This window comes from Neptuniibacter sp. 1_MG-2023 (assembly GCF_030547185.1).
Classification (GTDB): Bacteria; Pseudomonadota; Gammaproteobacteria; order Pseudomonadales; family Balneatricaceae; genus Neptuniibacter.
Map to the genome: position 1 here is coordinate 274468 of NZ_JAUOQR010000003.1, position 24449 is coordinate 298916.

Consider the following 24449-nt stretch of genomic DNA (forward strand, 5'->3'; position numbering starts at 1 on the left):
ATCTCCTTTTAATCTCTTTGCTTATTGGCTTGAGCGTCAGGGCTTTCAAGTAGGAGTTCAGAAGCTCTGTCAGCAGCATCTTGGAAAGGTTCTAAGATGAGGTCTACACCAAGTAACTCTAACTCTTCTGTTTCTAGCTTGCTTTGTGACACTGTTGCCAATTTCCCTGTAAAGCCTGCAGAACGTGTTAATTGAATGATGGTTTTTCGAGTATCTTCAGATGAAAGTCCCGTATGGTGGTGGGGAATCGTTGTGACAATCCAGCGTGCATGCCGGAGAGGTAGTTCGGTTATAAATTCGGCATCAGTGACATCACCATACTGAGTATCTAACCCGATTTTATTCCAATGTTTGATCGTGGCAGGGTTAAAGTCGAGCCCTAAAACCTTGACCCCTTTCTCTCTAAGCCGCATCGCTATAGCGGTGCCTAAACGGCCTAACCCAAAGATAATAATAGGGTAGCTGCCACTGGCGTGAGTTTCCTCGGGCTGTTCTCGTGGTGCTCCTCTGCGCTCAAATATACCTAAAACGGGTTCAAGCAGCGTGTATAGCTGGTGGGAGTAGGTGATCATATAGGTTGATGCCGCAATAGTGACGATACCGACAAGTGTAACTAGACCTAGAATATCTTGCTGTAGGTGTCCTAAGCTGATCCCCATCGCAATAAAAATCAGTGAGAATTCACTAATCTGTGCCACGGTTAAGCCAGCGAGAAAGCCTGTTCTCTTACGGTAGCCCATAAGGCCCATAATAATTAAAACAATCAGAGGGTTTCCTATAAGAACAAACAGTGAAAATATCGCTGCGCCCGTTATATGGGAACCAAGGAGAGATAGATCCAGCGTTGCACCTAGTGCAATAAAGAAAAACAGCAGAAGAAAGTCTCGTAGTGGTGCGAGCCTTGCTGCAATACTTTCACGGTAAGGTGTAGAGGCGAGTGCCACACCCGCAAGCAGGCCGCCGACTTCCATGCCTAGGCCTACAAAATTGCCTATTGCTGCGAATAATGTTGCTTGAGCTATAGCATAAATAACTAATAGTTCGGGAATTTTTGCGAGTTTCTCGGTAAGTGGGTTGGCAATATAGCGGACAAAAATAATAACAAATAAAAGTAAGCTGAAGCCGGAGATCGCTACATTCCAAGCTGATGCATCACTGGCATTTCCGTGGCTATCTCCTATACCTATTGCGGCGAGCACAATCATTGCTACGACCACCACTAGATCTTGGACAATTAGAAAGCCGAGTGCGATTTGACCATGTAATGAGTCAATCTCCCTTTTGTCTGACAAGAGCTTAACAATAATAATAGTCGATGAGAACGTGAGTGCGACTGCAACGTAGAGGCTCGTCGTATGGCCCAGTCCAAGCCCAAGTCCTATAAAGTAGCCAATAATGGAGGTGAACGCGACTTGGCCGAGGCCTGTCATTAATGAGACACCACCTATAGAGCGAATAAGCTTTACATCAAGCTTAATACCAACAAGAAATAGGAGTATGGCAATCCCTAGCTCTGAAAGAAGGGTGATCTGCTCTTTGGAATGAACAATATCAAGAATGGATGGGCCCGCAATTAAACCGACAGCGATAAAACTCACGATTAGCGGCTGTCTCATCAATAAACCGATGAAACCTATTACGGTAGCCAAGACCATCAAAGCAGTAATTTCGGTGAAGGTTGATTGGGTTATTAATTCGACTAGACTCATATATTAAAACTCATTCCTTGTATTTGTAATTTATGCTGTTGCCTGTTTTTCTATTCTTTTTTGGGTGGAATTCCTATTAAGGAAATACTGGTTTTATGCAGTGATTTCTACCGTTAATAACATGAGTTAAAGTAATCATGTTGGCTGGCGAATACAATTGACGCCGGTTAAAGAAACAGAGGATAGATAACTAAAATAGAGTATCTATACATCTTTGCTTGCTTTAGATTGTTTTTGTTAGGCACTCAATTTAAGTCCAACAGAAACAATCCGAATACCATCCGTTTCTTTGACGATAATTTTTACAAGTCCAAGTTGAACTCGGTCGCCTACAACGGGCGTACCGTGGAACTGTTTGGTTAAGTACTGTTCAACGGTCATTTCCGCATTTATTGGGTCGAGCTCAAAACTATACTCTTTAGCTAAATCAGCCATTTTGGCGTTAGGTAATAAAGCAAACTCACCAAAAAAGCGTTTAGCTTTAAGCATAGGTGATTGAGTGTCTGGAGCAAAAGTACGTCCTAAAGCTGCTCTTGCCTCACTTGTTGCCAAAATCATTACTTGGTCTTCAGGTATAAGTTTTTGCTCTTCTGTATTGCTTATTAACCGCCCGTGCCTAATGACACCCACCATCTGGCAAGTATCAGTTAAGGGTATATTCGTAGCTGATGTACCAATAACACTGCTTCCCGCTGTTATAGGGTAGATTAAGAGATCTTTATCTAAGTCATGTTTGATAGTGAGATGTAAATAATTGGGCTCGGGTGATGTTGGGGGAAGCTCAATTTTTAGCCATCTCGCCATAGGCGCAATAGTCCAGCCTTGAAGTACCAATGATATAAGTACAACGAAGAAGACTAGATCAAAATATGTTTGTGTATGTTCTAAACCCGCTAAGGATGGGAACAGCGCCAAGATAATAGGGACCGCACCACGTAACCCGCACCAACCGATAAAGACTTGTTCCCTCCACGGGAAATGGAAAGGTAGTAAAGACACCGCTACAGCGAGAGGTCTGGCAATAAAAATAAGCACAAATGCGATAGCGATAGCGGGAATAATGATCGGTATCATATGGCTTGGTGTGATGAGCAAACCGAGCATCAAAAACATACCAATTTGGCTTAACCATGCTATACCGTCATGGAAACGATGAATCTCGTTACTGTAAATAAGTGGGGTATTACCAATGATAACGCCCGCTATAAAGATTGCGAGAAAGCCACTGCCATTAAGTAGGTTGGTTACGCCAAAGATGCAGATGCCGCCGGCTAAAGCGAGAAGTGGATAGAGTGATGATGGAAGTGGCAAACGCTTAAGTAGCTGAGCGACTATATGGCCACCCGCGAAGCCGAAAGCTAGACCTAGCCCCATCTGACTGAGTAGCTCGCTCGCAATTGTCCAGCCTTGGCTACTACTATCGCTAAGTTGAAGTAGTTGCACTAAGGTGATCGTTAAAAAGATCGCTATTGGGTCATTAGATCCTGACTCTATCTCTAGGGTTGCGCTTGTCCGTTCTTTTAAATCTAAACCAGCGCTTCTTATTAAGCCAAAGACTGCTGCAGCGTCAGTCGATCCAACGATGGCGCCTATTAATAGCCCATCGAGGAGCGGTAAGCCTAAAATAATATGCGCGGCATAGCCTGTTATGCCTGCAGTGGCGATAACACCAACGGTGGCTAATGAGAGTGCGGGTTTTAGACTGACACGAAAGCTCTGTGTTTTTGTGCCGAGCCCACCATCAAAGATAATAATGGCAAGCGCGATATTGCCGAAGAGAAAGGCCACATTAAAATCGTCAAACTTAATACCACCGATTCCATCTTCCCCTGCAAGCATACCTAATACTAAGAAAACCAATAAAACAGGCGCGCCAATACGACGAGTCAGTACGCTGGCAACAACACATAGCATTACCAGTAAGCCGGATAAGAAAATGTATTGATAGGTTAGGTCGATGGTCATGCAGTGCCCTTAGTCAAAATTTGTATAGTGGTGGTTTGTAGATTGGCCGACACTCATTAGTGTGATTGATATGAGCGTTATTCCCTGCGTTACTTTGTGGTTCCTCCTTTTTTGCGTATACGGTTCAGTTTTTGTGATGGGGTTGGGACAAAATAGATATAAATGCGCTGCTAAATTTAGAACCTGCATAGGTGTTACACAGATGACTAAGGGTATTGTTTCAGCATTTATTATTGTTTTAGGTGATACGCCTGCAAGCGCTAAAGCCCCAAAAGGGTAAGATCATTATTAACTGATCTGTTTCTAATTACTTATGGGCCCAGTTGAATATTTCAAGGACCTGAGTGGTTATTAATATGCCTATTCTAGCATTTAAATACGGCGCCACAATATGCTTTATAGGGTGGAAGGGAAATCTCAGGGGCTTTATATAAAAGTTTTTATTATTTGATCTGTTTACTTATTTTGTTGGTGTGAACGTGAAATTAACTACAGATGGCCTGCCAGCCTTTGATTTAGTGTTTATTGTTTTCTCTTGGGTAGTTGAATAGATTATGTTTAGTATCTTTTTAGTGATATTTGCCCTTTATTTCTAGGAAATAAATATCTTGATTTGATACTAAAGAATAGGGTGTGTATTCGAGTTAATTTTTTCTATTCGCGTGTTAGAGGGGGTCTGTTTTATCGTTGATAGCGTGTTAAATACTTTCTCCTAATCCGTCTAAATCGGCTTCAGAACTCATTTGCTCGATTGCAAAAAAAAGAATGGAAATATTTTACGCAAGGAGGTGAACGTTTACATTTATTCTTGAGTAAGATAAAAGGCTGTTATTCGTTTAAGAGAATGTAATGGCGTCGTAGGTTGTTTTCTCTGCGGCATTGTAAAACAGGTCTCGTGTATAGAAGTAAAAGGTATTGGCTGATATGAGTGAAGTAAACCTAGAGAGCCCCTCGCTACCCAATATAGATGATGCGTTGCTGGATCTACCATCGTTTGGAAAGTGTATCGGAAAGCAGAGTGAGCATGCGCCGCGTTTGTTATTACTCTATGGGTCTTTACGAGAGCGTTCTTTTAGTCGTTTGGTCATTGAGGAGTCTGCACGGTTATTAACTCGTTTTGGCGCGGAGGTGAAAATTTTTAACCCTGAGGGATTACCTCAGGTGGATGCTGCAGATGAAAATCATCCTAAAGTGCAAGAGTTGCGGGAATTGATGATGTGGTCTGAGGGCCAAGTGTGGTGCTCTCCTGAGCGTCATGGTGCGATGACCAGCATATTTAAAAGCCAGTTGGATTGGGTGCCTTTAAATATGGGAGGGGTTAGGCCGACACAAGGCAAAACGCTTGCTGTTATGCAGGTTTGTGGTGGTTCGCAATCGTTTAATGTTGTGAATCAACTTCGCGTGCTAGGTCGATGGATGCGGATGGTTACTATACCGAATCAGTCCTCTGTTCCTAAGGCGTACCTAGAATTTGATGACAACAATAGAATGAAGCCGTCGCCTTACTACAACCGTATTGTGGATGTTATGGAAGAGTTAATGAAATTCACTTTATTGCTACGTGATAATAAAGACTATTTTGTGGATCGTTATTCTGAGCGTGTAGAAACTGCCGAGCAAGTGAGTGAGCGGGTTAACCAGCGATCGTTATAAATGTGGAGTCTAGGGTTGATTGATCCCTGTTTTTGTTCTGCCGTTTGCGAATGTAGTAGTGTGCAAAGGGTTGAGTATGACGGATGATCGATCATGCAGAGGCAAAGGAATTTTGGTAAATGATGCGTAGAGATAAACGATGATAGTTATCCATCACAATCCAGACTGCGGTACATCGAGAAATGTGCTTAAAATCATCCAAGACTCAGGCTATTCACCGGTAGTGATTGAGTACATTAAAGAGGGCTGGACTAAAGCTCAGTTGCAAGGCTTGCTTGCAGCTGCTGATTTAACCCCACGTCAGGCCCTTAGAACAACTAAGTCTCCTGCGGAAGCCTTAGGTTTGTTAGATGAAGCTGTCTCGGATGAGGTGATTTTTAGCGCAATGTTAGAGCACCCCATTCTAGTCAATAGACCTATAGTGTGTAGCCCAAAAGGCGTTAAGCTGTGCCGTCCGAGTGAAGTCGTGCTTGATCTTTTAGACCGCTGGCCCACAGGTCCCTATTACAAAGAAGATGGGCAACAAGTTTTAGATACCTTAGGGCAACGGTTTATTTCGAGCCAGTAAAGCCTTTTTTCTGGGGCCGCCTTCTACGCTTAACCTTCTGCAATCAAGTTGGTGGGGGGATTTCCTACGTTCAAAGACTCAGTGTTTCTATTTCTGCGAGGCAAGCCGGCTTGATTTCACTGCCTTACAGCTGTATTCGAGGATGGATATAGTCTAGAAACGCAGTAATTCGACTGGAAAGGGTGGTGTTACGGTAGTAGACCGCATGTACCAACTCGCGGTTACTTGGGCTGGTGATATGATTATCTAGCACTTTAACCAGCCGTCCGTTGGCCAAGTCTTCACAAATCATAAACTCGGATAGCAGTGCCAAGCCTTGTCCAGCCAAGCAAAGTTGGCGAATGGTCTCACCGCTGCTACTGCTTAGGGTTGGGGACAGTGCAACATGACGGGTAAGGGGCCAGCGATTCAGGTGGGGTGCATCGGCAAAGCCAATGATTTTGTGCTGTTCTAGCGCTTCGGGGGTTTCCGGTGTGCCTTGTTGAGCAAGATATGAAGGCGAGGCGACGATATGCAACGGGCTGCGTCCGAGAAAACGGGCATGCAAGTTTGAATCCTGTAGGGTACCAATGCGAATTGCCAGATCCGTCTTGCGCTCAATCAGATCAATGATGTTTTCATTGGCTACAAGTTCTAACTCGATCTTTGGATGGCACTCACAAAAGCCTGCTACCAGTGGGACTAACTGGTGCAGGATAAAAGGAGTAGCGGCGTCCACTCTGAGCCGACCTGCCGGTATACCTTTTAAGGTTCTGATCTTTTCTTCCGCCTCTGCCAGCTGATGCAGCCCGTTTCTGACCAGCTCGGTAAAAATGCGGCCTTCTTCAGTGAGTTCCAGCTTGCGGGTGGTGCGATTCAGCAATGTGCAGTCTAAATCCTTTTCTAGTCGGCTGACAGCGCGCGACACCTTGGCAACTTGAATATCTAGGATGCGGGCGGCGGCTGAGAAGCTGCCGCTATCAATTACGGTTAGCAGAATCTCAAGATCTTCAGTACGGGATATTATTGCCATATATGTAAAGGTATTTTGTCACTGATGCTGTTTTTGTAAAAGATAGCAGTAGGCATACTCCGTAGCAACTAAAACATACAAGGAGATTGAAATGCCTATTGCTCTTTTTGCGCTGACACTCAGCGCATTTGCAATCGGTACCACCGAGTTCGTGATTGTTGGTTTGGTACCTACTATCGCCCAAGACCTGGGCGTTTCCCTACCTTCTGCGGGACTGTTAGTCAGTCTTTATGCATTGGGTGTTGCTATTGGGGCGCCTGTCCTTACAGCCCTGACTGGGCGCTGGCAGCGTAAAAATGTGCTGCTGGCGGTAATGTTATTGTTCGTAGTTGGTAACCTGCTGGCTTGGATGGCCCCTACCTACAGCTCACTGATCACTGCGCGTATCTTGACTGGCTTGGCCCATGGGGTGTTTTTCTCAATTGGATCAACCATCGCAACTAGTTTGGTGCCACGTGAAAAAGAGGCCAGTGCTATCGCTATCATGTTTACTGGCTTGACTGTTGCATTGGTCACTGGTGTGCCTTTGGGGACCTGGATTGGTCAGAACTTTGGCTGGCGTGCGACCTTCATGGTTGTGGCTGCTCTAGGGTTAATTGCGCTGATCGGTAGTGCATTGCTTGTGCCAAAGAATCTCAAACAGGCCCCGCCTGCACGTATTGCCCAGCAGCTAAGCGTATTGACTCAACCACGCCTGCTGCTGGTCTATGCCATGACTGCGGTTGGTTACGGTGGCACTTTTACCGCTTTCACCTTCCTTGCTCCGATTTTGGAACAGGTGTCCGGCTTTGAATCGGGTGCTATAGGCCTAATCATGCTGGTCTACGGTGTATCGGTTGCCGTTGGTAATATTTGGGGTGGTCGTATGGCGGATCGTATGGGGCCGATCAAGGCATTACATATAATCTTTACTGCACTAGCGCTTGTACTGTTAGCGTTTACCTTTACCGCCGGAAATCAGATTGCTGCTGTTATCACCATTTTAATTTGGGGAGCCTTTGCCTTCGGCAATGTACCTGGCTTGCAAGTGTATGTAGTTCAATTGGCAGAGAAGTACACACCGCAGGCAGTTGATGTGGCCTCGGGGCTGAATATCGCAGCGTTCAATGTCGGTATTGCATTGGGTTCGATCCTCGGAGGGGTTGTAATAGAAAGAATGACACTGATGGATACCGCTTGGATTGGAGCACTGATCGTTGCATTGGCACTCGTGCTTACTCGACTGTCCGGTTTTCTCGACAAGCGTGACCAGCTACAGACCATCTGAAGACACGAGAGTGCAAGGGCGAAGCCTAGCTTCGCTCGGGAGTTGTTTAAATGAATCTTGAAAAACTGACTCAGGGCGGCTTTTCCATCGGTGTGGAACTGCCTCTAGATAATGACTGGTCAGCAAGCGGCGATGCTAATCGAAAGCGTGATGGACGCCCCTTTGGTGTTCCGGATATGCAGCATCATGCAGAGTTGATTAAACAGGCTGATGATCTTGGGTTCCGTGCCGCTTGGGTGCGTGATGTACCCTTGTATGACCCTGATTTTGGTGATGCTGCACAAATATTCGAAACCTTTACCTATCTGGGTTATTTAGCGTCCCATACCCAAAATATTCTACTGGGAACGGCGGCTGTGGTATTGCCATTGCGTAATCCATGGTTAGTGCGTAAGGCTGCCGTAACGGTACAAACGTTAAGTAATCAGCGTTTGTTGTTGGGGGTTGCTAGTGGTGACCGTCCTAGTGAGTATCCTGTTTTCGGCGTTGATTTTCATAGTCGGGGTGAAAGCTTCCGTCAGGCTGTAGAAATTCTGCGTGGGGAACAGGACAACAAATTGGCCAGTGGTATGCGGGTATTACCGGATGCACCGCAGCCTCCTTTACTGGTTGCCGGTTTAGCCCAGCAAAGCCCCGCTTGGGTTGGGGATAATATGCAGGGCTGGTTGGCCTATCCGGGCGCCCCTGAGGACCATGTTAAACGCGTTGGGTTATGGCGTGACGTTGCCGGAGACAAACCTTATATCAGCTTTATTCATCTTGATCTTGTGGATAACCCGGACGCACCGATTAGGCGCCATCGTTTTGGTGTCAGTACCGGTGTGAAAGGATTGATTCAAGAACTGGAATCCATGAACGCAGCGGGGGTGGATCATATTGGATTACATTTCCGTCGTAACCAGCGACCGCTGGACGAAACCTTTGAACAGATCGGTAAATCAGTATTGCCGCTGTTTCATACCTAAAATAGGAGTTATACAACATGAAAACGATACCATCTTTGGGAATGGGGACCTTCCGACTGGAAGGAGAAGTGGCTTACAACGCTGTTAAAATGGCGTTGGAAACAGGCTATCGTCATATTGATACGGCGCAGATCTACGGTAACGAAGCTGAAGTAGGTCAGGCGATTGCCGACAGTGGTTTGGCTCGGGATGAGTTTTTTCTGACCACTAAGGTTTGGCTAGACAACCTAGGAATGGAGGTCTTCAAATCCAGTGTTGAAGAAAGTCTTCGCAAGCTGCAGGTCGAAGCGGTTGATCTACTGTTGATTCATTGGCCGGATGTCAGTGGCAAAGTTGAAATGGACAGCTACCTTGAGCAACTGCTTGAAGTACAACGGAAAGGACTGACTCGATTGATTGGTGTATCCAATTTTACGAATGCACAACTGGACGAAGCTGTTGAGATTCTGGGTGCTGATGCGATTTTTACTAACCAGGTTGAAGTTCATCCTTACCTGCAAAACCGCCGCGTTATTGATCATTGCCAAGCAAAAGGCATTCAGGTGACCGGCTTTATGCCGCTGGCCGTTGGCAAGGTAATGCAGGACAAAGTACTACAGGCTATTGCGGCCACTCATAACGTGACTGTGGCTGAGGTCGTACTGGCTTGGCAGCTACAGCAGAACCTTGTCACCATTCCATCATCCACCAAACGCGTGAACCTAGAAACCAACTTGAAATCTGTAGAGCTTGTTTTGAGCGATGACGAGATGGCGAAAATTGCCCTCTTGGATAAAGGTGAACGTATTGCCAACCCTGAATTTTCCCCAGAGTGGGATTAAGTAGGAGATAAACTAAGTATGAGTACCATTGAGCCATTGCCGGAACAGATGAAAGCTTGGGTTTGGTCTAAGGAGGCTCGTGTGATCAGCTTATCAGATCAGGCCGTTCCGACATTGGCTCAGCACGATGTCTTGATTATGAACAAGGCGGTTGGACTGAATCCCGTCGACTGGAAGTTTATTGAGACCGATTTGGGTGATCGCTGGTCGCATGGGCATATTCCTGGCGTAGATGGTGCAGGAGTTGTGATCGCGGTTGGTGATGCGTCCAATCAGCATTGGTTGGGAGCCGCTGTGTGCTATCACCAGTCACTATACCGTAGCGGTAGCTTTGCCGAATACACGGCAATTGATGCCCGTACCCTGATTCGTTTACCGAAGCAAATGACTTGGATGGGCGCTGCAGCATTCCCTTGTCCAGTGATGACTGCTTGGCAGGCTATCGAAAAGGTACCAGTCCAGCAGGGAGTAGATATTCTGATTACCGGCGCTGGGGGGGCCGTTGGACGTATATTGGTTCAATTGGCGCGTGCACGTGGCTTCAAGGTGACGGCGCAAGCATCGCGTAAACGCCACAGCGAATTGTCTGAATTGGGGGCGGATTTATGTATCGAGTCGACAGAGCAACTGGCGCAGCCCTTCTATGCGATCTTCGATACTGTCAGTGCTGAGCATGCGGAGCGGCTGGCTTCAGGTGTGGAGGCCAACGGGCATCTGGTCTGCATTATGGGGCGGCTGGAAAAGGCGGCTGTACCGGTATTTTCCACTGCTATATCCCAGCATGAAGTGGCGCTTAATGCTTTGCATGGCACAGGTTCAGTTGTACAGTGGCAACGTTTTACTCAGATGGGTGAAAAGCTGCTCAATCAGTTTTATCAGGGTGAGCTTAAAGGGCCTGATATTCATGTAGTTAAATTCGATCAGTTGGCAGAGGCGTTGCGGGAGTTTAAGAGCAATCGTAAGGCCCTCAAATACACTATTGAACTGGCATAGGAACGCTTTTCTGTTCTATTTTATAACGGTTCTAAGGTGGATCAGGCGCACGGGGCAACTGGGGTTTGATATAATGCCCATGTGCTTTATTTATCAGCTTTTAACCTCAAGGCTTAATGCAAAAATCTAATAGCGAGGATTAATATGGCAGATCTTTTTACACCGGTTCAGCTCGGTGCTCTAACACTGGATAATCGTGTACTGATGGCGCCTTTGACGCGTACTCGCGCTGATGCAGACCATGTTCCCACTGATCTTATGGTCGAACACTATGCCCAGCGTGCTTCAGCGGGCTTGATCATTGCCGAAGCCACCATGGCAATGGAAGGTAACTCGGCATTTTGGCGTGAACCTGGTATCTACTCCGAGGCTCAGGTTTCTGGCTGGAAGAAAGTCACTGACGCCGTACATGCCAAGGGTGGCAAAATTTTCTTGCAGATCTGGCATGGCGGTCGCGCTTGCCATCCCTTGCTGAATGAAGGTCGTGTACCGGTCGCGCCGAGTGCTATGGCTATCACCAATGATGAAGTTCACACGCCAGAAGGGAAGAAGGCTTATACCGTCCCCCGTGAACTGGGTGATGAAGAGATTCCGGCCATTATCGAAGGTTTTCAAGTGGCAGCGGAAAATGCTAAGAGAGCCGGTTTTGATGGTGTTGAAGTACACGGCGCGAATGGTTATTTACTGGATGAGTTCTTGCGTGATGGCGCCAACCACCGTAAAGGTCCTTATGGTGGCCCGATCGAAAATCGTGCTCGTTTGCTGCTAGAAGTTCTAGACGTTGTAACTCAAGTTTGGGGCAGCGACTGTGTTGGTGTGCGTCTGTCGCCGTTGAATAGCTTCAACAGCATGAAAGACAGTGACCCAATTGCGCTGGTTACTTGGTTGGCCAAGCGCCTAAATGACTTTGATCTGGCATATTTACACCTTATGCGTGCTGATTTCCTTGGTGAACAGCAGGCCGACGTGGTGACGCCTGTACGTGAATACTACCGCGGCCATTTGATGCTGAATATGGGCTATACCGGTGTCGAAGCCAACACTGTTATCGCTTCAGGTCAAGCCGATAGTATCGCGTTTGGTGTGCCCTTTATCGCCAATCCTGATCTGCCGGAGCGTTTGCGGAATGATGTAGAACTGAATCAGGCAGACCCTGCTACTTTTTATACTCAGGGCCCCGAAGGCTATATTGACTATCCGATTATCAGTGAATTGGCAAACGCCTGAGGCCGGTGCGGAGGTCTTTAGCCCCCCAGCTTATAGGAGAGATGAATTTAGATGATCCATGTTATCGCCACAATAAAAACAAACCAAGGGTGCAAAAATAAAGTGCTGGAAGCGTTGCTCGCAATTCAACCTAAAGTGCTTTTGGAAGAGGGTTGTCACCAGTATGAGCCACTGGATGATGTGCAAAGCGAACTGCCTAGGCAAGTGTCGTTTCGATCAGACACTATAGTGCTTATAGAACAGTGGGAATCTGTTGAGAATCTTAAAACTCATCTAGCAACACCTCTTTTGAAACAGTATCAGAAAATGGTGGGAGACTGGGTGCAGAACGTCAGTTTACAAGTTTTAAAAAGCGTCGATAAATTATTGTAGTTTTTTAAGGGGATTGACGGTTTAAAGCAGTAGGTGTTGAATCTTTGGAGGTTTTTTGCTGCTATTTTAGCAAATAATAATATGACATGGGTTCTAGCTCTATTGCTGCCTGTCGACCTATACTGCTTATGCTTTACTTGTTTCTTTTTTTGGGGTGGAGTGATTTGTTGCTCGTCTTGACGATGTTAAAGAAATAACTTTTAATCCCCTCCAATACTCGGTATCCCGGCCAACGGCAACTACAACACATCATGTGTGTAAGTCGACAGACGATCATCGTTTTTTGTAGCAAGGAGTGTGTGGTTTAGCCCTAGTTGTTCATGAGCGGGGCGTTAATGGTAACCAATTAAATAATCATTGATTGTTTATAAAGTCCAGATCAGCGAAAATAGCCGCCAATTACGATTAACATAATGGATGTCACACGCAAGGCGCCAAAAAGGGGCTTTCTCAATGTGTACCGCTCCGGTCTAAACTAAAAGAATTTATTAATGGCTGATCAGCATTTTCTCGATGAAGTAAACAAACGCAGAACCTTCGCTATTATCTCGCATCCTGATGCGGGTAAAACGACGATTACTGAAAAGTTGTTGTTGTTCGGACAGCTTATTCAGCAAGCGGGTACGGTTAAAGGTAAAAAAAGTGATCGCCATGCTACCTCTGACTGGATGTCTATGGAGCAGGAACGTGGTATTTCTATCACCTCCTCTGTTATGCAGTTTCCCTATAATGGGCGCATGGTTAACCTGCTGGATACGCCGGGCCACGAGGACTTTTCAGAAGATACCTATCGTACATTAACGGCTGTAGATTCAGCGTTAATGGTAGTGGATGGGGCTAAAGGTGTTGAGGCGCGAACCATTAAGTTGATGGATGTTTGTCGTCTGCGAGATACACCAATTTTTTCGTTTGTGAACAAAGTTGACCGTGAGATTCGTGATCCAATTGATCTGTTGGATGAGATCGAAGAGGTGCTTAAGATTGAATCAGCGCCGATCACATGGCCAATAGAAGTCGGGCCTCGTTTTAAAGGAATCTATAACCTTTATACCGATACCATCCATGTCTTTACTCCGGGTCAAGGCAATACTATTCCTGATGATATTCGTATAGAGGGTTTAGAGAGTGATGAAGCTAAAACGTTGTTAGGTGAGCTTTATGATGACTTTCTTGAAGAGATTGAACTCGTTCGTGGGGCAACTCATCAATATGATCAAGAGGCGTTTTTAGCGGGTAAGCTGACCCCAGTATTTTTTGGTACAGCTTTGGCTAACTTTGGTGTGCGTGAAATGTTGAATGATTTTGTGAAGTGGGCGCCAGCGCCGATTGCACGATCTACCATTACACGCCCTGTTGATCCTGCAGAAGATAAGTTCAGCGGTTTTATCTTTAAAATTCAGGCGAATATGGATCCAAAACATCGTGACCGTATCGCCTTTATGCGTATCTGCTCTGGTAAATATACTAAGGGTATGAAAATGCGCCATAGTCGTATCAATAAAGATGTCAAAATTGCCGATGCGGTAACCTTTATAGCGGGTGACCGTGAAAACGTTGAAGAGGCGTGGTCAGGCGATATCATTGGTTTGCATAACCATGGAACGATCCAGATCGGTGATACATTTACTGCGGGCGAGGATCTGAAATTTACCGGTATTCCTCATTTCGCGCCAGAGATGTTTCGTCGTGTGCGTCCTTTAGATCCTCTTAAAATGAAGCAGCTGCAGAAAGGCTTGCAGCAGCTATCCGAAGAGGGGGCTGTGCAGCTTTTTCAGCCGTTTAAAAACAACGACCTTATTTTAGGGGCCGTTGGTCAATTGCAGTTTGATGTTGTTGTTTTCCGCTTAAAGGATGAATACAAAGTCGACTGTAAGTATGAGCCTATTAGTGTTCAAACTGCGCGTTGGGCTGACTGTGAAGATGAAAAAATTCTGGCAGAGTTCCAGAAGAAAAATCATGATAACTTGGCGCTTGATGGTAGTGGTTTGTTGACCTATCTTGCACCGACACGGGTTAATTTAAGTTTGGCTGAAGAGCGCTGGCCGGATGTTGCTTTTAGAGCAACGCGCGAACACTGATTGTTTCGTAGTTTGTAAAGGCTTGGCGTAAACTTGCGTCCAAGCCTTCCTCCTATTACTCTGCTTTGATGCAGCTTATTGATACCCATTGTCATATCGATTTCCCACAGTTTGAGTCGTCTCGAACTGAGGTGTTAACGCGTGCCGCTGAAGCGGGTATCCGTCATATTATTGTTCCTGGTGTTAATGCGGCGGGTTGGGGTGGTATTGAAGCCTTATTTTTAGCCCATTGTAAGAATAGGCCTCGTCTTCATATGGCGCTAGGATTGCACCCTTGTTTCCTTCATGGACACCAGTCTCAAGATCTTGAGCAGTTGGAACAACTGTTATCGTCTAAACCTGTATGCGCTGTTGGTGAAATAGGCCTGGATCTCTTTATCCCGCAGGCGGATCTGGATGAACAACTCAGATTTTTAAAACCCCAGTTGGCGCTGGCTGAAAAGTATCAGCTTCCTGTTTTATTACATGTTAGAAAGGCCCACGATCAGATGCTTAAGCAGCTTAGGTTATTTAAGCTTACTCGAGGTGGGATTGTGCATGCTTTTTCCGGGAGTGAGCAGCAGGCTCATCAGTATATTGAACTTGGGTTTAAGTTAGGACTTGGTGGGACTGTGACTTATGAGCGTGCACAGAAATTAAGACGTACAGTGCAAGCTATAGCGGTAGAACATTTTGTTTTAGAGACTGATGCGCCGGATATGCCGTTGAGTGGCTATCAAGGTAAGCCTAATGAGCCTTGTCGAGTATTGGATGTTGCCAAGGTCGTTGCGGATCTGAAGGACTGTACGCTAGAGGAGGTTGCTGCAATCACCTCTCAGCAGGCGTTGCAGCTTTTTAATATAGATCAGTCAAGCGTTGTCGATTAACTGCCAGAGTCAAATAGATCGTTTAGGATGCTGGAGAGTGTGTTCCAGACTAGATCAGTCGTGTCGTTTTTAGGTACTTTAAAAAATCGACCCTCATTGCCCACGGGTGTTGCTTTATAACTCCCATCGTTGGGGTTCATGATCATCAACATTAAGGATACCGGATAATTCGGGCCTTTGACTTCTTGGTTGTAAGCCTTTTCGATGGGATACAGTTCGCCACGAGAGGAAACAACCTTAGTCATATCTTTGCAGCGTTTACTGTCCCCTTCACAAAAGAATCGGTATTTAGTATCGATCAAGTAATAGCTAGTATCTGTTTCAGCTTGGAAATCCGGTGTTATAGCATCCATATTAATACAGCCATTAAGACCTATGATTGCTATTAGGGTGATGAAAAAACGCATCGCCAGTTCCTTATAAATTATTAGTTAGCAGATATCGTCAAAAGGGTTATCAATATCCAAGTTAATAGGATTGCTGTAACCCGGCATAGTGATCTGTTTATCACTAATGCTAAGGTCTTCGCCCTGAAGGACATTATGATCATACAAATAGATCGGCTTAGCGTCTCCATGAAGAGAGGCTTGGTCGTATGCAGTAGCTGCCATACGCGTTTTGTCGAGTTTTGTTTGGTAAGCCAATAGCTGAGATTTGCTGTAGCGCTTGTTCAGCATGTTACTTACAATGTGAGGGGCGAGCACAGGTGCAGATGCGTTATTGCCACCAAAACCTTTTGAATTTAAGAAAACGGTATCCACTCCTTGGCTTCCAACCTCAATATGCTGGTTGCTCAAGAATAGATTACTTTGATGTACATCGCTGGCGAATTCATCTGTAGTTAAAATACCGGGAATGTAGCCGTACTTCCAAGTACCTAAAGATAAGCTAAGCTGGTCTCCTCCGGCGGTGCCTTGAGAGTGTCCAATATAGGATTTAATAGCAGCAACCGGCCAGTTTTGTATGCCAAAGGCTTTTGCCGTTTCGTTAATCACATGGGATTCAGTCACGCGATTTTGTGGTGTACTAGTACCGTGAGCTTGGACAAAGCTCCTTTGCTGTAAGGACTCTTCGCCAAGCATTTTTCGAACAAGGGCTGCGGATTTGGCTAAAGTGATGTAATTGCCAATACCTGGTGCGGAGATCGATTTTTTATGTCCATCCGCGCTTACAAATACTTCTGGAACTGCGCCATATATTTCCGCGCCTAATTCAATGGCTAAATCATCGCTCATCAAAAGAACAAATTGGCTGCTTTCACCTATAGTGAAACCGCAGTTATTGCCGAATGGACGGCAGGCTTTGCGGTAATCATCAGCTGTGAGTTCTGATAGATTGTCGAGTGCTAAAAGATCTTTGTCTTCCGCGAGTGCTCCCATGGCTTTGAAGCCTTCAATGACTTCTGGGATTACTGGCGCGTCACTCCCGCCCACGAGGACGACTTTACGGCGTCCTGAGCGAATATCATTGACGCCGCTGCGAAGGTTGTAGAGAAACGTTGCACAAGCACCTAGTGCGCCTCCAGTGGTGCCTACATTGCCTAAGATGTAGGCATTAACAAAATCGGCAGGCATCTGTGCATAGCCTAATGGCATCTGTTTGGATGTTGTGCGCTTCCCTATAGCAGGGAACTTTGTAAGTCCGCCAAAACCAAAATCATCAAGCTGGCCTATAGAGTTACTGGCATAAACCGCAATCTGATCCGGTGCAACGCTGTTGGCTATCGTTTCGAAAGGGATGCCTGTCGAAGAGAGCGCATCGGATGCTGCAAAAACAGTCATCTGAAGGTTGCGAGGATGGTTGCGCGATTGGTAAAGCTTGCCTGGTTCGAAGCCTGAAGGTAACTGACCGGCAGACTGGACAGGGGCAACTTTGTTATCGGGTAAGATAACATCCATTTTTGATGAAACATGGATGTCGAACTGCCCAGGTGCGGTTTCAGTGACTGACCAATTAGAAGGTATCTCTAATGGCATCTGTCTTTTGCGGAGGTGGAATCTGAGTGATCCATCTCCGCAATTTAGAGTGGCAGCTTTGTTAAACATAACGTGGTTTACATCAAAGCTACTTTTTTCAATTCGGCGAATTAAAGTGCTATCAAGCAACTGTTTTTGCAGATCTTTGATTAATTCGGTCGCATTGCACTCAATGCCATCCTGATTTTTATATTTTCCATCAGATGATGTGGCAAGACCTGTCAATATAGCTAGGTCCGTGAGTGTCTCTTGGCGCGAATGCTCGTCGAGTTTCTCTATAATTAATCGGCGATATGCATGGTGAAAAGAAGCGCGCCCAGCAGGGTTTATACCACCAAAACCAACAATGACAGGAAGCTGGGACAATTGAATCTCCTAAAAACGAGTACTACGTAAAATTAACTTATGTTCAATACAGTGAGTGGAGTTTATATGAAACTGCATTGTTGGAACAATACGATTATTTTATCGGTGTTTCGCATGACTGACTAGCGGCAAGTTAGTATTTATCTATTTTTTAGTCAGTGTTTATTCAGCCATAGTAGAGTTATTATGGTGCAATAGTCATTTCTTTGGAGTTAGTTATGAAAAAACTGTTCGCAGTTTGTGTTGCCGGCGTTCTGTTGGGTGGGTGTCAAACAATCGATCCATATACAGGAGAGGAGAAAGTAGGAGGCACAACTAAAGGCGCAGGTATAGGTGCTATTGCCGGTGCTGTGCTGGGTGCAGCTGTTTCCAGTAAATCTGATCGTGGTAAAGGTGCTTTAACAGGTGCTTTGGTGGGTGGCGCTGTTGGTGGTGGTATTGGTTACTACATGGATCAACAGGAGGCACTTCTGCGTCAAGAGCTGCAAGGTACTGGGGTTCAAGTTGAGCGTATTGGTGATTCAATTCGTTTGATTATGCCAGGGAACATTACGTTTGCGCTTAATTCTGATCAGATAGCGAATAATTTTTATCCCGTTTTAGATTCTGTTGTAAAAGTCTTAGTTAAGTTTGATAAAACTGAGATGAATGTGGATGGCTTTACTGATAGTACAGGGTCATTTGAGTATAACCAGCAGTTGTCTGAGCGACGTGCGGCCCGTGTAGCTGACTACTTGGCGAGCTCGGGTATCTCTCGTCTTAGAGTGAATGCGCGTGGTTTTGGTGAGCGTTACCCCGTAGCAGATAACACTACTGAAGCCGGCCGTTCTCAAAACCGCCGTGTTGAAATTAATATCAGTGGTACGCGTACGGACTAAGTTAAATGATGACTCCCTTGTATTGGCAGGGGAGTCGTTCTTTAGGTGTGATTAACGTGCGATCGCTAAGTCTCCCGTCCGTATATTATATGTGGCGGCGGGTGAGCTGATGTGACCTGATGAAAAGCCCATTTGTACATCATCAATAATTAAGGTTTGTTGGGTGTTGGTTAATTGGGTGTTGCTGTTCATTTGTGGTGTAAAAATAGTTGAACTGCGGTAGATAGTGAGCTTGTCACCACGCTTTAAACCATGCTGTTTACCTGCACTGATCCAGATGGTTCGATCTTCAACTTGAGTTATACGAGCACTAAAAGGTTCGCAGCGCAGTTCTGCGGATATTTCTGATGCAATTTTATCTTCGAGCACTTTTACCTTCTGACCGTAGTCTTGCTTAATAAACCCTGGTGTAGCAAACCCCGTTGTTATTGTCCGATCAAGACTCCATAGGCCTGCGGTCTGGTAGTGCTTTTGCGAAACAAGTTGACCTGAGAAACCGTCATGTATAAATAGGTCGATTTCAAAATTCCGTAGGTGTCTTTTACTTTTGAAATCGAGTCTGTTGTAAAGATCCATAAAGTAGTTATTTTCGGCATGAGTGCGAGGATCAACCATAGAGATATCACGGATAACGCCGGAAATTACATAGTTGACGTCGAGCTGACCGATCGTGCTTAGCATGCTTGTTAGCTTGCCGCTATCTAGTTGTGATGAGCTAGCTTGGCTAGGATTAGGGTAGAGGTTAATTAAACCCGCATTGTAGGTGATCGTTTGTGATTTGCTATTAAAGCGTTGGCTTAATTGTGCAGGTAGTGTGCTGCTAATATTATGGAGTCCGCCCAGATTAGCTTGGCTTAATTGTTGAAGCGGAAAAGCGGCAAAGGCTATGGTTTTTTTGTAATTGTTACTACTTCCGTTGCTGCAGCCTTCATCAATCTCTACATTTGCTTTGATTCGAATATGCAGTGTTGAGCCAATGATTTTCTCATCTAGTATTTCGATATTTGAAACTTGGCCCAAAGAGCTGATCTGCATATTGTCTATCTCAAGAATGCCATCTCGTACGACTTGACTGCTAGACACATAAACAGCTGCCTGCATAGATGCTTGTTGAGAAGCATCCCTGATTGCGGCCTCTCTGGCAGCGGTAATATTTTTGTTGGCAATAATAGCTTGCCCCTCGGCCTCAATGACAACTGCTTGGGCTATAGAAGTTAAAGATAGAAATAAGCTAACAATAAGAAAATTCAGCGTTTTATTAAACATATCTGCCTAATGACCGATTACTAAAAGAGGTCGAGTAAATAATTAATCGTTTTCAGAACAGTATTTTATTGTGTGCCTGTTGTAAACGGTTTAAGTCGACTCCCTATGCTTGGTGGATTATGTTAGATTGTCGAGCTTAACCTTTTGAGTTTGGAATATCAGGATGAAAAAGATTTTACTGCTGTTAATGGTTTGCTTTTTAAGCGGATGCTTTCAGCAGGTTAATACCCAAGATAAGCAGCCTGAAAAGGTGCATATTGAAAGTATGAGTCCTGAGGTTGTTGAGCAGTTGCATCAACTAGAGAAAGCGCATATTGCGGAGAAAGAGGCACTGCTGGAAAAAGAGCGATCGATGTTGCAGCGCCAAGTTGTACAAGTTGAGACTTTGCCAAATGGGTTGGATCCTATTAGTGAAGCGGTGTCTCAAATGGCTGTGCAGATGAATGCTGGCTTGCAGGAAAATCGAGTAAAGCGCTTCCCTGTTGCGGTTATTCCATTCACTAACTTACACAATGGTAGGAAAGTTGGTCGTTTTGGTGAGCGATTAGAGCAAGGATTTATCTATCAATTGCAGCAGCACGGTTATAATCTTGTTGATTATCGTGCGGCTGGGCTCACGACTTCGACCAAGCAGCCGTTATCGAAACAAAATCTTTCGGGATTGCGTACGCGTTTTAAGGTTTATTTCTTAGTGACAGGGACTTATGCCCAACACTCAGATGGCTTAGTGATCAATGCGCGTGTTATTGATACAACGACGCGACAAGTATTGGCGACAGGTCAAACCCACATTCCTAACGAACGTTTAGAGGGTGCTATTCCAGGGTATGATCCATTGGAGGCTCTAAATCAGGGGCTTATTATTGAAAATCGCGGTGGTCCTGTTGGTAGGTGATAATGAAAAGAATAATAAGTAAATCTCTAAAGCTGACTGCTTTTGCGCTGTTTTTTCCTATGTTTCTAGTTATTCAAGGTTGTGAAACGGTTGTGGAATCTACGGTTGAGGTGGTGGATGCGTTACCTGATATTAATTTTCCACCGCGTGTGGAGGAGCCGAAAGCGCCAAACTGGGTGCGTGCAACAGGTTATGCCCCTATAAGTTTACAGCCTGGCCAAACGCAGCAGCATAAAGTACTGATGGCTATGCGGGCATCTAAGTTGCGTGCTTACCAAGAGTTGGCAGGTGTTGTTCATGGTCAATATATGTTCGGCACGACAACGGTTAAAGATATGGTTTTACAAAGCGATCAATTTAAAACCGCTATATCCGGTATAGTGCGCGGTGCGAGAGTGGTGAAGACCTTCCCTGTACAGGAAGATACATACGCCACTACCCTTGAGGTGGATATGAATCAAGTGCAACGTGCGTGGGTCAGTAACTAAAACTCTACTGAATCGGTTGATCAGTAGAGTGTTTAGCTATTTGTTTTGCGTAGCTTCAAACGCTGCCATCTGTTCTGGGGTTGCTTTCGCTTGATATTTCTCTTTCCAGCTATCGTAGGGTTCTCCGTAAACTAACTCTCTCGCTGCTTCGTAATCGATCTCTTCACCTCGTTCCTCAGCTTCCGCTTTGTACCATTTGCTTAGGCAGTTGCGGCAAAAGCCCGCAAGAATCATTAAATCGATGTTTTGTACATCCTTCCTTTCATCTAAGTGGGCCAATAGGCGACGAAAGACGGCAGCTTCTATCTCGTTTTGTTTATTCTGATCCATATTGCTCTCAACCCTATTGTTCATGCTGGATAGTTTCATCTAACTGATGGCATATATCTTCTTGCAACTTTTGGCACACATCGGGATCGGAAAGGGGCGTTCCTTCTTCATCAGTGATAAAAAAGAAATCCTCTACTTTTTCGCCGACACTTGTAATTCTGGCCTTTCTAACCGAGAGGTTATGTTCGGCAAAAATGCCACCTATGCGGGCTAAAAGGCCAGGTCTGTCAGGTGTTATAACCTCTAAAACGGTCTGTTGAGAAATTGAGTCGTTGCTTAAATACACTTGTGTAGGTGTCGCAAAGAGTTTCATTTGGCGAGGGACGCGCCGTTGAATGATCTCTGGATAGTCGTCTGGATCATCAAGCTCTTCAATCAGGCGTTCTTTTATCTGAGATAGATGGTCTGGGTTTTCTGATAGGGGAGTGTTGTCATCAGAGAGTACTGTGTAGGTATTCAAAACTTCACCGCAATCAGTAACTATGATGCGTGCATCTTGAATGTTGAGGTGTAGCTGGTCCATTGTTGAAACGGTGGCTGCAAACAGGTTTTTGAAATCTTGGCTGTAGATGAAGATTTCAGTTGCTCCCTCAAATACTCGGTGTGATGTTTGTCTTATTAAAACGAGAGGTTCGTGGGGCCTATCATGTTCAATAATTGCCTTTGTGTGCTCGGCAATGCTTTGTGAGGTTTCACGTAGGAAATAATCATCCCCAATGGATTCCCATAGCTCTTTGAACGCGTCTGCTTCCACACCTTGGCGCTTGAGAATAACGAGCGCTTCGTTTTGTATCTGCTCAATGCGGTCTTCTTTGTTGATTGGGTTTTCTAAGCCGCGCCTTAATGCGCGTTTAGTATCTGTGTACAGCTTGCGCATTAAGGTTGCACGCCAGCTGTTCCAGAGCGTCTGGTTTGTAGCGTTAATATCGGCAATAGTTAATACATAAAGGTAGTCTAAGTGGACAACGTCACAGACTTGTTTGGCGAACCTATGGATGACTTCTGGGTCTGATATGTCTTTTCGTTGGGCTGTCATCGACATTAGCAGATGGTTTCTGACTAACCATGCAACGAGGTGACTGTCCCATTTGCCTAAGTGGTGCTTTTCGCAAAAAGACATTGCATCTTCTGCCCCTAAATCAGAGTGATCTCCACCTCGACCTTTTGCTATATCGTGGAAAAGTGCTGCAATATAGAGAAGTTCAACCTTTGGAAGTTGGTTGACTATTCTGTGAGCTATAGGGAATTCTTCTCGTGCGTCGTTGTGTCTGAATTGTCTACAGTTTTGAATGACCTTCATGGTATGTGCATCAACGGTATAGATATGAAATAGGTCGTGCTGCATCTGACCTATGATTTTACCGAATGCAGGTAAATATCGTCCTAAGATACCGTAACGGGTCATGAGTTTAAGCTGAGTAGAGACGCGTTCAGGTGAGCGCATCAATTCCATAAATAGACTGGTGTTACGTATATCGTTTCTGAAGTCGTCATCTACTCGATGGCGATTGGCGCGCAGAAGTCGGATTGTAGATGCTCTAACACCTGCTATATTTTCGTTTTGCGCGAGTAGTACAAACAGCTCCATTAATGCAAAAGGGTGATGCTCGAAAACCTTGTCGTAAGTGACTTCTATGAAGTCGTTGTGGATCTGAAAGCGGTTGTTTAGAGGTTTGATGACCTGTTCTTCGTCGGCACGAAGGATCGCTTCATCGAAGTGCTGTAACAGTAAGCCGTTGAAGACCGACATTGCCATTGCTATGCGGTAATACTTGCTCATAAACTGTTCAACAGCTAGCTTTCCATCTTTGTCTTGGTAACCAAAGAAACTGGCTAATTCGCGCTGGTGATCAAATAAAAGGCGGTCCTCACGTCGTTTACATAGCATGTGTAGTGCGTATCTTACTGACCAGAGGTAGAGCTCACCTTTGTTTAAAATATCTAGTTCTGATTCGGTTAGAAAGCCATCTTCTACTAAGTCGCGAATATATGTAGAACCAAAATGCCGTTTGGCGACCCATCCGATGGTCTGGAGGTCGCGTAAGCCTCCCGGAGAGTTTTTGAGGTTAGGTTCTAAATTGTATTCTGTGTTATTTGTTTTTGAGTGACGGTCTTTCTGTTCTTTCGATTTGGCAAGGAAAAACTCTTTATCGGTCCAAGCGCCTTCAGAGGTGACTTTGTCGTACATCTCTGAGTGTAAACCTTCATTGCCGATAAGTGTTCTGGACTCAATTAGGTTGGTTGCGATGGTGATGTCATTTTGAGCTTCGTTGTAGCATTCACTTAGTGTGCGGACGCTAGAACCTATATCTAAATTTATATCCCATAGAAACGTTAAAAAACCACTGATTGAGTCGTGATGCTCTTCAGGGTTTAGTTCGTCGCTTAACAGTATCAGCAAATCAATATCAGAATGAGGGTGTAGCTCTCCGCGGCCATAACCTCCAACAGCAATCAGTGCGATTTGGTTTTGAGGCCATTCGAACTGTTCCCAAGCTGTTTGTAGAATGCGATCAATCTCCCATGCGCGTCCATAGACAAGTTTTCTGATGTCTTCGCCAGCTTTGAAGCGCTCATCAAGGTTTTGATTAATCTCTTTTAGTGCATCTTTATAAACAGGAATTTGGGATGTTGCTGAAGCGAGTTTATTTTTGAAATCGCTGAGATTGATAATCTCTGTTTCGGCAAGCTGCTGTTGTAAAGTAATTGGCATTGCATACGACCTTTTATTGAATGCGGCACTAATTTTATAGG

General features: G+C 45.1%; 21 protein-coding genes. 13 read left to right on the plus strand and 8 right to left on the minus strand.

Going from position 1 to position 24449, the window contains the following annotated elements; all coding sequences use genetic code 11:
- Positions 1 to 8 precede the first annotated feature (8 nt).
- Both Q4492_RS05905 and Q4492_RS05910 read right to left on the minus strand, forming a co-directional pair.
- Positions 9 to 1709 (minus strand): cation:proton antiporter, encoded by a 1701-nt coding sequence (locus tag Q4492_RS05905; protein WP_303416335.1) that lies wholly within the window; start codon positions 1707 to 1709, stop codon positions 9 to 11.
- A 237-nt stretch (positions 1710 to 1946) separates the two neighbouring features.
- Positions 1947 to 3674, minus strand: a complete 1728-nt coding sequence (locus Q4492_RS05910; protein ID WP_303416336.1) for a potassium/proton antiporter — start codon at positions 3672 to 3674, stop codon at positions 1947 to 1949.
- Between the two features lie 924 nt (positions 3675 to 4598).
- Between Q4492_RS05910 and arsH the strand changes: the two genes are divergently transcribed.
- Positions 4599 to 5327, plus strand: coding sequence for an arsenical resistance protein ArsH (gene arsH / locus Q4492_RS05915; RefSeq protein WP_303416337.1), 729 nt, complete (start codon positions 4599 to 4601; stop codon positions 5325 to 5327).
- Between the two features lie 139 nt (positions 5328 to 5466).
- Positions 5467 to 5895, plus strand: coding sequence for an arsenate reductase (glutaredoxin) (arsC, locus tag Q4492_RS05920; protein ID WP_303416338.1), 429 nt, complete (start codon positions 5467 to 5469; stop codon positions 5893 to 5895).
- Positions 5896 to 6019: 124 nt separating this feature from the next.
- Here arsC and Q4492_RS05925 read toward each other — a convergent pair whose 3' ends face one another.
- Positions 6020 to 6901, minus strand: a complete 882-nt coding sequence (locus tag Q4492_RS05925) for a LysR family transcriptional regulator (RefSeq protein WP_303416388.1) — start codon at positions 6899 to 6901, stop codon at positions 6020 to 6022.
- Positions 6902 to 6998: 97 nt separating this feature from the next.
- Here Q4492_RS05925 and Q4492_RS05930 point away from each other — a divergent pair, with 97 nt between their 5' ends.
- The 8 genes from Q4492_RS05930 to Q4492_RS05965 all read left to right on the plus strand — a co-directional run bounded on the left by Q4492_RS05930 (position 6999) and on the right by Q4492_RS05965 (position 15496).
- Positions 6999 to 8174, plus strand: coding sequence for an MFS transporter (locus Q4492_RS05930; protein ID WP_303416339.1), 1176 nt, complete (start codon positions 6999 to 7001; stop codon positions 8172 to 8174).
- A 50-nt stretch (positions 8175 to 8224) separates the two neighbouring features.
- Complete coding sequence (locus Q4492_RS05935; RefSeq protein ID WP_303416340.1) at positions 8225 to 9139, plus strand: TIGR03571 family LLM class oxidoreductase; 915 nt, start codon at positions 8225 to 8227, stop codon at positions 9137 to 9139.
- A gap of 17 nt (positions 9140 to 9156) precedes the next feature.
- Positions 9157 to 9960 (plus strand): 2,5-didehydrogluconate reductase DkgB, encoded by an 804-nt coding sequence (dkgB, locus tag Q4492_RS05940; RefSeq protein WP_303416341.1) that lies wholly within the window; start codon positions 9157 to 9159, stop codon positions 9958 to 9960.
- 18 nt (positions 9961 to 9978) lie between these two features.
- A complete protein-coding gene (locus tag Q4492_RS05945) occupies positions 9979 to 10953 on the plus strand; it encodes an alcohol dehydrogenase catalytic domain-containing protein (RefSeq protein ID WP_303416342.1) in 975 nt (324 codons plus the stop codon).
- A gap of 144 nt (positions 10954 to 11097) precedes the next feature.
- Positions 11098 to 12180 carry an alkene reductase gene (locus tag Q4492_RS05950; RefSeq protein ID WP_303416343.1) on the plus strand — a complete coding sequence of 361 codons (1083 nt, stop codon included), beginning with the start codon at positions 11098 to 11100 and terminating at the stop codon, positions 12178 to 12180.
- Positions 12181 to 12231: 51 nt separating this feature from the next.
- A complete protein-coding gene (locus Q4492_RS05955) occupies positions 12232 to 12552 on the plus strand; it encodes a putative quinol monooxygenase (protein ID WP_303416344.1) in 321 nt (106 codons plus the stop codon).
- Between the two features lie 491 nt (positions 12553 to 13043).
- Positions 13044 to 14630: a peptide chain release factor 3 gene (locus Q4492_RS05960; protein ID WP_303416345.1), complete on the plus strand. Its 1587-nt coding sequence runs from the start codon at positions 13044 to 13046 to the stop codon at positions 14628 to 14630.
- Positions 14631 to 14698: 68 nt separating this feature from the next.
- A complete protein-coding gene (locus Q4492_RS05965; RefSeq protein WP_303416346.1) occupies positions 14699 to 15496 on the plus strand; it encodes a TatD family hydrolase in 798 nt (265 codons plus the stop codon).
- Here the strand turns inward: Q4492_RS05965 and Q4492_RS05970 are convergent.
- Both Q4492_RS05970 and Q4492_RS05975 read right to left on the minus strand, forming a co-directional pair.
- On the minus strand, positions 15493 to 15903 hold the full coding sequence (locus tag Q4492_RS05970) for a hypothetical protein (RefSeq protein WP_303416347.1): 411 nt from the start codon (positions 15901 to 15903) through the stop codon (positions 15493 to 15495). The genes Q4492_RS05965 and Q4492_RS05970 overlap by 4 nt on opposite strands.
- Before the next feature lie 24 nt (positions 15904 to 15927).
- A complete protein-coding gene (locus Q4492_RS05975; RefSeq protein ID WP_303416348.1) occupies positions 15928 to 17838 on the minus strand; it encodes a beta-ketoacyl synthase in 1911 nt (636 codons plus the stop codon).
- 218 nt (positions 17839 to 18056) lie between these two features.
- Here Q4492_RS05975 and Q4492_RS05980 point away from each other — a divergent pair, with 218 nt between their 5' ends.
- The gene (locus tag Q4492_RS05980) at positions 18057 to 18716 is read left to right on the plus strand and encodes an OmpA family protein (RefSeq protein ID WP_303416349.1); all 660 of its coding nucleotides are present in this window, start codon (positions 18057 to 18059) and stop codon (positions 18714 to 18716) included.
- Positions 18717 to 18767: 51 nt separating this feature from the next.
- Here Q4492_RS05980 and Q4492_RS05985 read toward each other — a convergent pair whose 3' ends face one another.
- A complete protein-coding gene (locus Q4492_RS05985) occupies positions 18768 to 19982 on the minus strand; it encodes a flagellar assembly protein T N-terminal domain-containing protein (protein WP_303416350.1) in 1215 nt (404 codons plus the stop codon).
- Positions 19983 to 20145: 163 nt separating this feature from the next.
- Here Q4492_RS05985 and Q4492_RS05990 point away from each other — a divergent pair, with 163 nt between their 5' ends.
- Positions 20146 to 20877, plus strand: a complete 732-nt coding sequence (locus Q4492_RS05990; RefSeq protein WP_303416351.1) for a FlgO family outer membrane protein — start codon at positions 20146 to 20148, stop codon at positions 20875 to 20877.
- A 2-nt stretch (positions 20878 to 20879) separates the two neighbouring features.
- Positions 20880 to 21365: an LPP20 family lipoprotein gene (locus Q4492_RS05995; RefSeq protein WP_303416352.1), complete on the plus strand. Its 486-nt coding sequence runs from the start codon at positions 20880 to 20882 to the stop codon at positions 21363 to 21365.
- A gap of 36 nt (positions 21366 to 21401) precedes the next feature.
- Here the strand turns inward: Q4492_RS05995 and Q4492_RS06000 are convergent, their stop codons facing one another.
- Positions 21402 to 21695 carry a DUF1244 domain-containing protein gene (locus Q4492_RS06000; RefSeq protein WP_303416353.1) on the minus strand — a complete coding sequence of 98 codons (294 nt, stop codon included), beginning with the start codon at positions 21693 to 21695 and terminating at the stop codon, positions 21402 to 21404.
- 13 nt (positions 21696 to 21708) lie between these two features.
- Positions 21709 to 24408, minus strand: a complete 2700-nt coding sequence (locus Q4492_RS06005; protein WP_303416354.1) for a [protein-PII] uridylyltransferase — start codon at positions 24406 to 24408, stop codon at positions 21709 to 21711.
- Positions 24409 to 24449: the final 41 nt, after the last annotated feature.